This window comes from Paenibacillus zanthoxyli JH29, assembly GCF_000520715.1.
In the GTDB taxonomy this organism is placed as follows: Bacteria; Bacillota; Bacilli; order Paenibacillales; family Paenibacillaceae; genus Paenibacillus_AQ; species Paenibacillus_AQ zanthoxyli.
In genome coordinates this window covers 1-13,145 of the sequence record NZ_ASSD01000523.1, presented here as the reverse complement: position 1 = coordinate 13,145, position 13,145 = coordinate 1, and the positions used below count along the sequence as shown (strand labels likewise).

General features: G+C 48.0%; 13 protein-coding genes, 1 tRNA gene and 1 pseudogene. 4 read left to right on the top strand and 11 right to left on the bottom strand.

The genetic code is table 11. The features are described from left to right. Positions 1-220: 220 nt before the first annotated feature. The 6 genes from L691_RS0120180 to L691_RS29570 all read right to left on the bottom strand — a co-directional run bounded on the left by L691_RS0120180 (position 221) and on the right by L691_RS29570 (position 4,994). On the bottom strand, positions 221-916 hold the full coding sequence (locus L691_RS0120180) for a response regulator transcription factor (RefSeq protein ID WP_025692164.1): 696 nt from the start codon (positions 914-916) through the stop codon (positions 221-223). 73 nt (positions 917-989) lie between these two features. Next, positions 990-1,457, bottom strand: coding sequence for an extracellular solute-binding protein (locus L691_RS0120175; RefSeq protein ID WP_269634875.1), 468 nt, complete (start codon positions 1,455-1,457; stop codon positions 990-992). Between the two features lie 21 nt (positions 1,458-1,478). Then, a complete protein-coding gene (locus tag L691_RS0120170; protein ID WP_036737457.1) occupies positions 1,479-2,351 on the bottom strand; it encodes a DMT family transporter in 873 nt (290 codons plus the stop codon). A 10-nt stretch (positions 2,352-2,361) separates the two neighbouring features. Continuing rightward, positions 2,362-2,799: a DUF2000 domain-containing protein gene (locus L691_RS0120165; protein ID WP_025692161.1), complete on the bottom strand. Its 438-nt coding sequence runs from the start codon at positions 2,797-2,799 to the stop codon at positions 2,362-2,364. A gap of 12 nt (positions 2,800-2,811) precedes the next feature. Next, positions 2,812-4,218 carry a B12-binding domain-containing radical SAM protein gene (locus L691_RS0120160; RefSeq protein WP_025692160.1) on the bottom strand — a complete coding sequence of 469 codons (1,407 nt, stop codon included), beginning with the start codon at positions 4,216-4,218 and terminating at the stop codon, positions 2,812-2,814. Between the two features lie 458 nt (positions 4,219-4,676). Beyond that, positions 4,677-4,994 (bottom strand): winged helix-turn-helix transcriptional regulator, encoded by a 318-nt coding sequence (locus L691_RS29570; protein ID WP_051459413.1) that lies wholly within the window; start codon positions 4,992-4,994, stop codon positions 4,677-4,679. A gap of 161 nt (positions 4,995-5,155) precedes the next feature. On the opposite strand from L691_RS29570, the gene L691_RS0120150 reads away from it, so the two are divergent. Beyond that, positions 5,156-6,322 (top strand): iron-containing alcohol dehydrogenase, encoded by a 1,167-nt coding sequence (locus tag L691_RS0120150; protein WP_025692159.1) that lies wholly within the window; start codon positions 5,156-5,158, stop codon positions 6,320-6,322. A gap of 412 nt (positions 6,323-6,734) precedes the next feature. Here the strand turns inward: L691_RS0120150 and L691_RS0120145 are convergent. Continuing rightward, a tRNA-Leu gene (locus L691_RS0120145) sits at positions 6,735-6,819 on the bottom strand. Positions 6,820-6,999: 180 nt separating this feature from the next. Between L691_RS0120145 and L691_RS0120140 the strand changes: the two genes are divergently transcribed. Both L691_RS0120140 and hisC read left to right on the top strand, forming a co-directional pair. Beyond that, complete coding sequence (locus L691_RS0120140; protein ID WP_025692158.1) at positions 7,000-7,434, top strand: hypothetical protein; 435 nt, start codon at positions 7,000-7,002, stop codon at positions 7,432-7,434. A 189-nt stretch (positions 7,435-7,623) separates the two neighbouring features. Continuing rightward, positions 7,624-8,691, top strand: coding sequence for a histidinol-phosphate transaminase (gene hisC / locus L691_RS0120135; RefSeq protein ID WP_025692157.1), 1,068 nt, complete (start codon positions 7,624-7,626; stop codon positions 8,689-8,691). A gap of 149 nt (positions 8,692-8,840) precedes the next feature. Here hisC and L691_RS0120130 read toward each other — a convergent pair whose 3' ends face one another. From L691_RS0120130 to L691_RS0120120, 3 genes are all read right to left on the bottom strand, one after another. Beyond that, positions 8,841-9,056: a hypothetical protein gene (locus L691_RS0120130; RefSeq protein ID WP_025692156.1), complete on the bottom strand. Its 216-nt coding sequence runs from the start codon at positions 9,054-9,056 to the stop codon at positions 8,841-8,843. Positions 9,057-9,198: 142 nt separating this feature from the next. Further along, a complete protein-coding gene (locus L691_RS0120125) occupies positions 9,199-9,516 on the bottom strand; it encodes a hypothetical protein (RefSeq protein WP_025692155.1) in 318 nt (105 codons plus the stop codon). 118 nt (positions 9,517-9,634) lie between these two features. Continuing rightward, positions 9,635-10,207 carry a xanthine phosphoribosyltransferase gene (locus tag L691_RS0120120; protein WP_025692154.1) on the bottom strand — a complete coding sequence of 191 codons (573 nt, stop codon included), beginning with the start codon at positions 10,205-10,207 and terminating at the stop codon, positions 9,635-9,637. Between the two features lie 453 nt (positions 10,208-10,660). Here L691_RS0120120 and L691_RS0120115 point away from each other — a divergent pair, with 453 nt between their 5' ends. Further along, on the top strand, positions 10,661-11,770 hold the full coding sequence (locus L691_RS0120115; protein ID WP_025692153.1) for a YkvI family membrane protein: 1,110 nt from the start codon (positions 10,661-10,663) through the stop codon (positions 11,768-11,770). On the opposite strand, the pseudogene L691_RS33025 reads toward L691_RS0120115, so the two are convergent. After that, positions 11,757-13,145 (bottom strand): annotated as a pseudogene (locus L691_RS33025) (hypothetical protein); the annotation flags it as partial. The gene L691_RS0120115 and the pseudogene L691_RS33025 sit on opposite strands and share 14 nt — an antisense overlap.

The window sequence follows — 13,145 nt, the reverse complement described above, 5'->3', positions numbered from 1 at the left end:
TCCTCCTCTTAATTAGGGCATTTTTTCACAAATCATAAACAAACGCTATCATCTCCTGTTGTGATCCAATTTTGATACTGTCTCGAGACATATCCTCATCATAAAGAACAAAGCTTAAAGTATTCTGACTGAATCTTAAAATATTTTAAGAATCCCGCCATACAAAAAAACGGCCGGATCGGGAAATCTCCCAATCCAACCGCTTGTATTTCGAGCCTGCTTAATCCACGGCGAAACGGTATCCAATACCCCATACGGTCTGTATATGCTTAGGCTTCTCGGGGTTATCCTCGATTTTCATTCGCAAATGCCGGATGTAGACCATGATCGTATTATCGTCTATGACCGTTTCCTTCCAAACGTTTTGGTACAACTGCTCCTTGCTGAATACTTGGTTGGGATTCTCCATGAAAAATTTCATCAGCAGAGCTTCCTTGGAAGAAAGCGGCACTTCAGCACCGTTTTTATAAAATGTATAGGATTTCAGATTGAAAAGGAACGGACCTTGAGTCAGCTTCGTATACGTGTCCTTTAATTCGATCAGCTCGCGGTAGCGCTTAATATGGTTTTTAACCTGTGCACAAAGCACCGACGGACTGAACGGTTTCGTAATATATGCGTCGGCTCCCAGGCCAAAACCGATAATCTGGTCTGTATCTTCCTTTTTACCGCTAAGAAAGATGATGGGCGTATAGATGCCCATGGCTCGGGTTTTCCCAAGCACGTCATATCCGTTGTAATCATCCATCACGATATCCAGTATGATCAGATCAAAAACCTGATTCCGGATTATTCTGAGCGCTTCGCTTCCGTTTTCCGCTTGAATCACCTGCACGTTATCGCTTTCAAGTACATTTTTGACAAGCTTTCGAATATAATCTTCATCGTCGGCGATAAGCACCTTGGCTTTACTCATACCCTTGCTGCACTCCTTTATCAAAATCACGCCTCTCACCTATTAAGGAAAACATCCGCTCACTATTATAACACTAAATTATGAATAAAAGTACAAGTAAATGGCAAAAATGGGACAATTGGCTGGTATTAGGAATGATATCCCTGGAACGAAAAAAGCCCGCCAAATCCTGAAGCGCGGCCTGCAGATCGCCCTCGCCGGCCAGCGGCAGCTTCAGCGCCTGCTCGCCGTAGGTCCAGACGAGATCGGTTTTCTTCGCCGTAAACGGCGGGATATTACCGAACTTTTGAGCGTCGAGGAAAATTTGCACATACGTGTCAGCTGCCGCTTTGTTGGCGGGCAAGGAATAGCCCTGCTTCGCCAGCGCAATCTGGCCTTCGGGACCCGCTAACCAGGACAGCAGCTTATAAGCCGCCTCCTCATGTTTCGTATTCGCGCTGATCGCTACGCCGGCCGACTGCACCACCGTCTGCGCCGTTTTAAACTTGGGCAGGTAAGTTATCCCGTAATCGATGCCCGCTTCTTTATAGTTCGTCCGAATCCTTAAAAATCATTTGAGGCATCATTTTTTCCACAATTCAGTAATAAGAACAGAGGCCAATATGAATACACAACCTAAAATGGTATTCAGTTGAAGAGAAGCAACGGTGTTATGCTGGTTCCACCAAATTAAAGAGAAGATCGTCGCAAAGACGGGCTCTGTCGAAAAAATGATGACTGTATGTGTAGAAGAGGTAAACTTCTGAATATATACCAATCCGGAATATGCAACCGCAGTTCCAAGCACACCAGTAATAATAGTTGCAAGAATAAGTTCTGATGTTATTGAAATGGACGCCGGCTTCATCGCCACAGCAATAATTAGATAAAGACATGCACAAAAAGTAACTTGCAAGAGGCCAATTACTGCTGGATCTAATCTTGCAGAATATTTTTCAATCAGGATAATTTGGATGCTCATGCACAAAGCGCTTAGCAACGCTAATAAATCACCCAGATTAAAGCTGTAATGGAGGCTTCCCGAGATAAAAAACAATCCAATGAGAGATAAAGCAACTCCTGCTTGCGTTCCCTTATTTAATTTTCTTCCAGATATTTTTGTGGAAATAACAGGTACGAGGATCACACTAAGACCGCATATAAAGGCCGAATTGGATGAACTCGTGAATTGCAGACTGCTGACTTGAAAAGTCAAAGAACCAAAAAAAGAAATACCGATTAGAATTCCCGCAATTATGGTATCCTTATTGATTTGTCTCGCTTTTTTCCAAAAAGCAAGGACTAGAAATATCGCGGCGGAGCCGAAACGAAATGCCAAAAATAAAAAAACAGGAGTATACGACAAAACACTTTTGGTTATCGGAAAAGAAAGCCCCCATATAACGGAGAATAAAATCAATAATACATCGGCCTGAGTTTTATTTAGAGTTTTCATAATCACCTAATTATTTCCATAATGAAAATTTACCTGTAATTGTGTTAATTTCCTCTGTCGGTCCGTAAAAAATGGCACCCAGGTATTCTATTTCTTCTTCTTTGAGCAACTTCATTTCCGCAATCAATTCCTCTTCATGGCCTGTTGTAAGCATTTGTCTCGGATAGTCAGCCAGATATACACCATTGATACTTCTCGCTTTTTCAATTGCCATGCGCAATTTTCCTTGTTTAGCATGCGTGATAATGAAAGGATATCTTGAAATCCCCATATGAGGAATTCCCGATCCGTCCTCAATCGTCCGCTGGCCCATGAGATGCTCGTCTTTAAAAGCCCCAATAGCGATAGACAGATGTCCGATGACATTCAGGGCAATTGGAGCTTCAATACCTGTAGTCAATACAGCAACAATTTTCCGTTCCCTATAATCGTAATACGCCGAACCCATGACAGCCTCCAATCAGAATTCATCCGCCAACCAGCCCTGTGCATCAGAAAAAGAAACTAAGCTATGAATTTCAAGTGCAGCCTCTCGCAGCTGTCTGCGAAATGACCGGTAAGAATCTAAGGTGTCCAATCCAAAATAGCACTTAAAATAGTCCCTTTGCATTTCTTCAAGCGGAATATGATCTTTCATATAGTATTTATCGGGATAAGCTTTTAGTAATCTGCGATGAATAGGCGAACCCGGACTTGGTTCAATGAGATTCCCCACCATTTCTCTAGGCGGTCTTCCCAATCTTTGCGTAATAATATCAACAATATTTTTGGCACATGCAATAGTCTTGATTAATGATTGAGCATTTTCTCCAGGCAGGCCGAGAACAAAGCTGGCAGTAATATCGATTCCGGATTCTGCCAATACCTGCGCGGCATATACACTGGTTTCAGGAGAGGTGTCACGTTTGTTACAAAGTTTTAAAACTTGTTCATCCCCAGATTCAAATCCAATGACAACATCCGAAACGCCGATTTCTTTTAGATGCTGGCATGCATCGGGAGTTACCCGATTGGCGCGAGCAAAAATTCCCAATTCAAACTTATGATCAATGTCCGGCTTTATTTTTGCAACTTGTTCTACCCAATCATGATCGTAAAGAAAATCATCTCCAACATCAAAAATATAATCAGCTTTATGTACAGTCGTGGCAACCGTAATATCCTCCCAAAATTGAGCGGGTGATTTGAATCTTACTCCTTGATCTGCACGTCCGCAAAAAACGCAACCAACGCTATTTCTACGATTGCCGCAACCTTTATGGGAATAGATTCTGAGATAATTCGTAATTGGATTGGGATTAGTGAAATCCGTCTCTTTGAGCAACTCTTGATAGGGCTCAAAGGCTACCGCCGAGTAATCCAGCTGAGGAACTTGCTCAAGTTGCAGCTCAAACGGGTCAGTTTTAAATATGGTATTATTTCGGCAAAAGACAAGGTTAGGAATTTCTTTAATGGGTCTTCCCTGAACTAATCCGAGTAATGTCTCTTCGCCGTCACCGACACAAACATAATCCACTATATTTTGATTATACACAATGGCTTCAGCCATTTGTGAAGCATGTTGGCCCCCGAATAAATTCAAGCAGCCGACTTCACGGGCATGCCAAGCAATGGTTAAAGCATTTTCATATGAGATCTGCTGGATGCTCTGACCAACAATGTCGGGCTTTTCCTTGTACAAAAAATGGATGATATCATCCATAGTATGTGAGACACTGCCGTCAATAATGGATATCCGGGTGTTAGGAGAATACTTTCTTAAATAGTTCTCCAAAGCAATTAATCCCAATGATGGCGCATAATGAGTCAAGGCATCTTTATAACGTTTATCGATTGGGGTAAATATTAGCGCTACGTGCTTGCTCATGAATAATCCACTCCTTTAATTTATCTCTTAGTTTAAAAATAGATATAATAAAGTGCAGGTTTTCATTAGTGAACAATTTCACATATTGATATCTCTCTTGACATTCCAACCATTCCCATAATTACAATAACATACATTGTATATAAAAGGAATAATATGGATTGAACTCCGACATTGACGGGACCCGATAAGCTCGAAGGTTTCGCCCAAATGATGAGTAGCGGTCTGAATCTTTCACGCAAAAAAGGCTCGTAAACTGCCCACAAGAGCAATTATACGAACCTTCCAGCAGGTCATTTATCGTTAAAGCTTGTCTCTATTCCTGATCGACATGTACTAGGTTGAAAAAACTCGGGAATTAGGACAAACTACGCGCCGAACTCTTCGGCCGTTTTGATATAGTTACTCAACTCATTCCGTTCTTCTTTCCATATTATTTTCTCCCCATAATTTTTTCCCTAATCATACATCATTTTCAATACAGGCATTAAGCTTTCGCCGTGTTCCGTCAAAGTATACTCCACTCGAGGAGGAACTTCGGGATATACGTTTCGGCGGATCAGCTGATCCTCTTCCAATTCGCGCAGCTGATTGGTTAACATTTTTTGCGTAATGTGGGGAATCCGTTTTTTCAGTTCGCTAAACCGTTTGGTTCCTTCCAATCCTAGGTGCCACAGAATGATTAACTTCCATTTCCCTCCTATGACCGCCAGGGTTAATTCCTTCTCGCAGTTAATCTCCTTCAGATTGATTCGATCTTTTACCTCACTGGCCATAATCATCCTCCTCCCAATAGTATACTATAGGTCACTACCTTACATTAAAGTGCGTACTTCCTTGTTGGAAACTTTGTGTTTAGAATAAAGCCTGTGCCTGATGAGCACAGTGAAAGCAACGTTCAATACTACTGAACGCAATTATGGAGAGGAGCGTATACATGAATCGTTTTACAATTCCACGCGATATTTATTATGGGGACGGGGCTTTGGACATCCTCAAAACACTTGAGGGGAAAAAAGCTGTACTCGTCATCGGCGGCGGTTCCGTCAAATTGAGCGGCAACCTCGCCAAAATTGAAGGTCTGCTTGCGGAAGCTGGCCTGGAAACACGATTGATCGAGGGTATTGTATCCGAACCGACCGTTGCCATGGTAATGGAAGGGGTCAAAACCCTGAACGAATTCCAGCCGGACTGGGTAATCGGCATTGGCGGCGGTTCGCCGATGGATGCTGCGAAAGCGATGTGGGTCTTCCATGAGCATCCGCAGCTTACCTTCGAAGAAGCAAGCCGGCCGTTCACTCTGCCTAAACTGCGGACCAAAGCCAAATTCATCGGCATTCCGACGACAAGCGGCAGCGCTTCTGAAATTTCAAACCTGTCGGTCGTGACCGACGAGAAAACGGGTATCAAGTACCCCCTCGCCGATTTCGAATTGACACCGGATCTGGCGGTCATCGATCCGGTGTTGGTTGAATCGATGCCTAAACATATAACGGCATATACCGGCATGGATGCACTGACTCACGGCATCGAGTCGTATGTTGCCAAGCCCCGCACTCTACTGACGGATGCGCTGGCAATTGAATCGGTCGAACTGGTGAAACAGCACCTTCTTCATTCCTACGAAGGCAATCAAGAATCGCGTAAAGCGATGCATATCGCCCAAGGCATGGCCGGTATGGCTTTTGCCAACGCGGTGCTGGGTAACGTTCATAGTCTTGCGCATAAAAGCGGTCCGACCTTCGATATTCCGCACGGCTGCGCCAACGCGATTTATCTGCCGTACGTCATCCAGTTTAACCGTACGGTCGTCTCCGACCGCTTTGCAGCCATCGCCAAACGGATCGGTCTTACCGGTCAATCAACGGACGAACTGGTAGACGCGCTGGTGGCGTGGATCCGTGAGCTGAATCGCAACATGGGTATCCCAAGTACACTCCGCGACTACGGCGTATCCGAAGAGCTATTTAACGCGCATGTGGATAGCATGGCGGCAAACGCGGTGAAAGATCCATGCACAAGCACTAACCCGCGCGAAACCTCTGTAGAAGAAATGAAAAAACTATACGTTGCAGCGTTTAGAGGAGAAGACGTAACGTTCTAATCCATCAATATCTTAGCTTTATCCAAGCTGGCGTCTACTCGATAGGCGCCAGCTTGTTTCATGTTAGACCCAATGGTTCAAAAATGTCTCTTTATCATAATATTGGCTTGTGCCGAGCGAAATCGTGGGACTTGAAATTCCGGTTGTGCTGGAAAACCATAAGCTGCGGCGGATTCAGTTTCACGATCTTCGGCATAGTTGCGCCAGCCTGCTTCTGGCTATGGTGTGAACATGAAGGAGATTCGGGAGTGACTTAGCCACAGTCATCGGCCAACATTTACGTTCACCTGGATTACAGCTGGAAGATTTCTTCGGCCCAGGTGATGAGCAATAGCCTGAACCTTCTAAGCACAGAAAAAGGCTCGTAAACTGCTACATGAGCAATTTTACGAACCTTTTAAATGTTAGGCAATGCGGTCGAGAGGACTCGAACCTCCACGGGGGGTTAGCCCACACGGACCTGAACCGTGCGCGTCTGCCAATTCCGCCACGACCGCGTATTTTATCGAGGCACGCTTATGCGGCCACAAGAGAGATCATACCATGATTACAAACACCAGTCAATATATTTTTTAAAATAACATTTTCCATAAATTAATGTATATATATTGCTTTCGTGAATAAATTGGATGTATAATAAGAACAAAGGTTCGCATGCTACAATTGAGGTGATTCAGATGGCGACGATTGCAAAGCGTAACCGGGAAGCAACCCAAGAAGAACTGTCTCTTGTCAGAAGCTACTTGCTGCTAACGTTTATTCATAAAGTGTTCGAGCGCGACTGCCGGGCCATCGGGAAGAGCGGCCTATTTAAGATGCCACAGCTCTATATGGAAATGGTCTCCGTCGGAGCAAAGAAGACAGCTGTCATGCTGCAGGAAGTTAAGCGAGAGCTTGATTCTCAGAATGTGGTTATTACAACTGTTCGGCAAAATCAGCATGGTGTTGAAGCCGAGTATAAGTGCCGGGGTATTGCCGGAGAGATGCAGATTGAATGGCAGAGCTTCCGGCGGGAGATGACGCTGAGAATGCGCGCCTATCTCGGACTTGCCGGGGAGTTCTCGATTCAAGCCCGGGAAGAGCATTCCAGCCATATGGCTGTATCCATCTGATTATTCTGCCGGATGATTATCATGATAGCACCAGCCCGATCACGGAAGTGATGGGCTGTTTTTTTATTTTCTCTACATCCGCTCTGCAGCTCACCCTTTTCATCAGCATGGTTCCTCCGCGTCCGCCTGGCACATATACATATAGAGAATCCGCATCGTTTGCCAGATTATGAGTTGGGAGGAACGGCAATGAACAAATACTGGAGTGAGACGATCAAGGGGATTGCGCCTTATGTGCCGGGCGAGCAGCCCCGGGCAGGCAGACTGGTCAAGTTAAACACGAACGAGAATCCTTACCCGCCTTCCCCCGAGGTGCTGAATGCAATGAAAGCCGCCGTTACCGACAAGCTGAGATTATATCCCGATCCGAATTGCTCCCGCTTGCGGGAAACGGCCAGCCGCCATTACGGCATTCCAGCGGAACAGATTTTTGCCGGCAACGGGTCCGACGAAATTCTGGCTTTTTGCTTCAAGGCCTTTTTCGATCCGGGGGATACGATTCTTTTTCCCGATATTACGTATAATTTCTATGAAGTGTACGCCAAGCTGTTCGGGGTATCGTACAGGACGGTTCCGCTGACCGAAAGCTTCGATGTGCCGGTTGACCGCTTTTTCACCAATAATGACGGAATTATATTGGCTAACCCCAACGCCCCTACGGGCAAAGCCATTCCCTTAGAGAATATAGAAGCCCTTGTGAAACGGAATCAACAGGCGGTTGTTATTGTGGATGAAGCGTACATTGATTTTGGCGGAGAAACGTCAATTGGACTGATTCCGAAATATGACAACCTGCTCATCATCCGCACATTCTCCAAATCGCGGTCGCTGGCAGGGTTGCGGATCGGTCTGGCCATGGGACACAGCAGTTTAATTGAAGCGCTCATTCGCGTCAGAGATTGTATCAACTGCTTCACCGTCGACTGGATCGCCCAGGCGGGCGCCATAGCGTCTCTTGAAGATACGGAAACGTTCACCCGGAATATTCAGACCGTTATAGCCACCCGCAGCCGGATCACCTCCCTCCTCCGTCAAGCGGGATTTGAGGTGGTGGACTCCAGTACGAATTTCTTGTTAATCTCCCACCCAAGAGCAGAGGCAGATAGTCTAAATGAAGCTTTGCGGGGACAGAACATTTTCGTGCGTCTTTTTCCAAGGCCCAGGATCGATAAATATTTGCGTGTGACGATTGGAACGGATGAAGAAATGGATATTCTATATGAAGCGCTGCTGGGCCTCGTTCGTGGAACTCAATGAAAATATCAAGCATCGAGCTTAACTCTGACTCCAGTCTAAATCAATGAGAATGATCAGCAATCGGCCTTGAGAAAAAACAAACGGCTTTCGAGAGAAAACCTCGAAAGCCGTTTCAATTACAGCTGCTGGACAGCTTGTTATTGCTCACGTTATCCGAAAACGCTGCGTCTCGGCTCGGTATTGGGCTGTAACATATAACCTCGGTCCAGCTTGACCACCCTCCGGTTGGGTCTGCGGATCATAATGTGGCTGTCATCCCACGCAATAACAATCCCGATCACGTCATTGCTCTCCAGAGCATCGCGAATGACCCGGATCTTCTCGCCTGAAAGGCGGTATTCATTCAACTGCTCATCGCTGATCATACGAAGTTCTCCTCTCATCCGGAACACCATATAGCAAGTGTCCGAATCGGATTATGACATAAAAAAGACCGCAATGAAAGATCATTGGGTCTCATCTAAATAATGAGGTATGCATATATCTATGCACCTCTTTGTGTTTGACCTATATCAGCGCTTCATTCTTCTCAAACCAGAAGTCCAGAACTTTTGCGGACATCACACGTTGTTCCAGATACTCCACTTGTTTGGCTGTAAACTTCTCTCTCCAGGCGAAGTCCAGTTCTTCACACAAGCCTGCGATAGTCAGAAGTTCCGACCAAGCAACATAGCGTTTGTACCAAAAGAATTGAGGATGTTCGATCATATAGGGATACAGATCGTCAAACTCCGTGTGCTTGCAATCGAGCGCACGCTCGAAGTGATCCTTGGCCTCGGTTAATTTATCAATAAAGAATTGTTCTGTCACCGGTTCTTTCCCCATTGTGACGCCTCCTCTCCTATGTCTGACTTTATTATAAATGAAAATGTATGGGGTGGAAAGCAATAGTTATAAAAATAGGCATTGTTCTCAGATTCGTCACCATTTGTAACCCAATAGATTACTGCTCGAATTCGATTCTTCCGCCGGCTAGGGACTTGATTTTTATAAGCGATTCCAGACGTACACCCTGTTCGCGGATCGTACGGGCACCGGCCTCAAAGCATTTTTCCACAACCACCCCAAGTCCGACGAGCTCCGCTCCCGAGCGATGAATGATCTTGATCAGGCCGCGGGCCGCATCGCCGTTAGCGATAATATCGTCGATGAACAGAATTTTGTCCTCGGGCGATATAAATTGGCGTGAAATCATAATGTCCGTGACGATCCCCTTCGTAAACGACGGAACCCGCTCGCACAGCGCATCAGGGTCGGCAAGAAGTGTTTTCTTGCGGCGCGCAAAGACAAGCGGCACCTTCAATTCATACGCGGTGGCAAATGCAACGGCAATACCCGAGGATTCCACGGTAACAACACGGGTTACTCCCTGGTCTGCAAACAGCTTCGCAAATTCCCGTCCCATCTCCATTGTCAGCTCGGGGTCGACCTGATGGTTGAGCAGCCCGTCCAGCTTCAACACCTGATCGGAAACGACAATCCCTTCCTCCAAAATCCGCTTTTTCAATATTTCCATGACGCTTACGCCTCCATTATCCATTCTTGTTCGGACGTTCCACTGTCAAAATCCCGCAGGCGAAAACAGGCGGAAGTCATGTCCTTCTGCTCAACATCATAACCTGTACTATGCGGAGTACACAAGCATATGGGGCAATGCGCATCCAAAAGACTGATTTTTTAGGCTTCACAAGTAGGCAAGCCTCTGCTTCCGGTGCCAATTTTACCGAAAAATCAAAGGATACGGCTGATACTTACAAAATTAAGCGTACACATTTAAAGCCGGTTCTGCCAAAAGTGTAGTCCATACGGTTTAGGCTTGCAAAACTTGGTGTACGCTTCCGATACCAGTTTTGCCGAAGAATATCCAATGCGGTTTAGGCTCGCAAAACTTAGTGTACGCTTCCGATGCCAGTTTTGCCGAAGAATATCCAATGCGGTTTAAGCTTGCAAAACTTTTAGGGGGAGAGTTATGAGACAAATGCTCCGCACGCTGCAAATCGCCTTCACTTATATTGGCACTATTGTGGGAGCCGGATTCGCCACCGGCCAGGAAATTCTCCAGTTCTTCACGCAGTACGGCCGCTTAGCAACGCTGACCATTGTATTCGCCACAGGGGTCTTTATCTGGCTCGGCACCAAAATGATGATTCTTGCCCAGCGGATCGGAGCGGAATCCTATGAGGATTTCAACCGCCATCTGTTCGGAAAGAACGTAGGCGGCATTATCAGCCTGTTCACCCTGGCTATTCTGATTGGGGTGAACAGCATTATGCTGGCCGGAGCGGGCGCGATTTTTGAGGAGCATCTCGGGCTCCACTATCAAACCGGGCTGGTGCTGACCGTAATCGGCTCTTATCTTCTGCTGAAAAGAGGCATTTCCGGCATTCTGCAGATGAACAGCATTGTCGTTCCTTTGATGCTGACCTTGTCGCTTATCATTATTTTCAACACGCTTGATCATCCGGGAGCGCATCACTTTTTACAGCTTGGCACGAAACGCAGCGCCTTTGCCGCCGGACTGTCACCTTTTCTGTATACAGCGTTCAATTTGGGAATGTCACAGGCCGTCCTCGTTCCGATGGCCCGGCATACTCAAAATGAACGGCCGCTTATCTATGGCGGTATTCTCGGCGGTCTGGGCATCGGCTTTATGCTGATGGCGGCGCATTTCGCCATGAGCGCGCATATGCCGGGCATCTTGAAATTTGAGATTCCGATGGGCAGCATTGCTTTCGGTCTCGGAGCGCTGGTGCAGCTTGTGTATCTGGTGCTGATCTTTCTGGAAATATTCAGCACCTTTGTCGCCGATATTTACGGCGTCACGCTACAACTGGCGCAGCGCCTGCCGATCTCATCCGCCTTCATTACACCTGCGGTCATGCTGACCTGCTATGTCTTCAGCCAGTTCGGCTTCAGCTCGCTGCTGGCGCTGTTCTATCCGATGTTCGGAGCGCTGTCGCTTATCTGGGCGGTCAAATTAATCCTTGCTCCCATGGTTCCGCCGGGCAAATCGGGAGCGCCTCCAAAAACGGAGCTGCTGCCCGCCTCCAAACCGGTTCCGCGATCTACACGGAGATAACGGAGGCATCCGTCACCAGCCTGGCGGCCGCCTCGGCGACATGACGATGGCAGGTCAGCATTACGACCTGGCGGGAAGAGGACAGCTCGCCAAGGAGTGAAAGCGCCGCATGCAGACGCCGCTCATCGAAATTGACGAACAGATCGTCAAACAGCAGCGGCAGCGGGTCCTGCCGGTCCATCGTTCCCGCGAGAGCCAGACGCAGGGCCAGATACAGCTGCTCCGCCGTTCCCCGGCTCAGCAGCCCGCTGTCCAGCAAGCCGGCTTCCCGGTGCTCCGCTTTCAGCTCTTTCTTCCCTAGCGTCATGACGACGCGCCGGTACTCTCCTCCGGTCAGCCGCTCGAAATATGAGGAAGCCAAGGCCAGAACCTGCGGCTGCTTCTCACGCTCGTAAATTCGTCTTGTCCGGCTGATCAATTCAGCCGCGAGCGCGGAAACGGCATATTGCTCGGCGATACCCCGCAGCGCCGCCTTCTGCTCCTCCAGCTGCTGAAGCGTTGTATCCTCCCGGCAGACCTTCTTCAGGTTCTCCCTTTCCTGCAGCAGCTTGCCCCGGAGCTGAAGCAGTCCGTTTCTTCGTTCCTCAAGCTCGGCAAGCCCCCTCTCCTCCCGCTTCCTCTCTTCTTCCAGCGCGTAAGCGTCCTGTAGTGACAGCAGCTCCAGAAGTCCCTGCCTTTCTTCCTCGTCCCTGCCTCCGAACATGGCCAGCTCAGAGTGCCGGAGCGACCGTTCCAGCTCCCGGCGCCGGGACAGGGCTGCAGCCCGGCGAAGCAGATCTTCGCCGTCTTTCGCCCCGCCTTCTCGCAGCAGATTACCACAAATCTGCCGGAGCGCTTCCTGTTCCCGTCGGCTCTCTTCCAGTTCCTCCTTCGCCCCGCGCAGCCGGGAGATCAAGTCTTCCCGGCGCAAAAGAGCCGTCTTAAGCATCTCCCATGCCGCTGCTCTCTCCTCCAGCCAGCGGATCGGTGAGAGCGCCGTGGGGATAACAGGTGAGGTGACAGGCGGTACAGCGGCTGAAGGCGGCACTCCGGGAAGCGATACAGCTCTAGTCCGGATTTCGGATGGCGCATTATCCGGTTGTGGAGTGCCAGTAGACACAGATAGCGTTAAATCTGGCTCCCCAATGCCGGATGGCGAAGCAGCGGACGATGCAGCATCAGATAAAATCCCGGACGAAGCGTGAGATACGTCTGCGTCCGGCTTCTTCGCAGCCTCTTCTGAGCCAGAAGCCGTTTGCTCCGCAGCTTCTCCGACTTCCGCCATCAGGAGCAGGCATTCCTCTTCAAACGCCGCAGTTTCCCGGCTCAACTCGGCTATACGCAGCTCAAGCCCGTCCTCCCGGCGCAGCAACTCGTTCCCCTGCTCCGCCAGCCT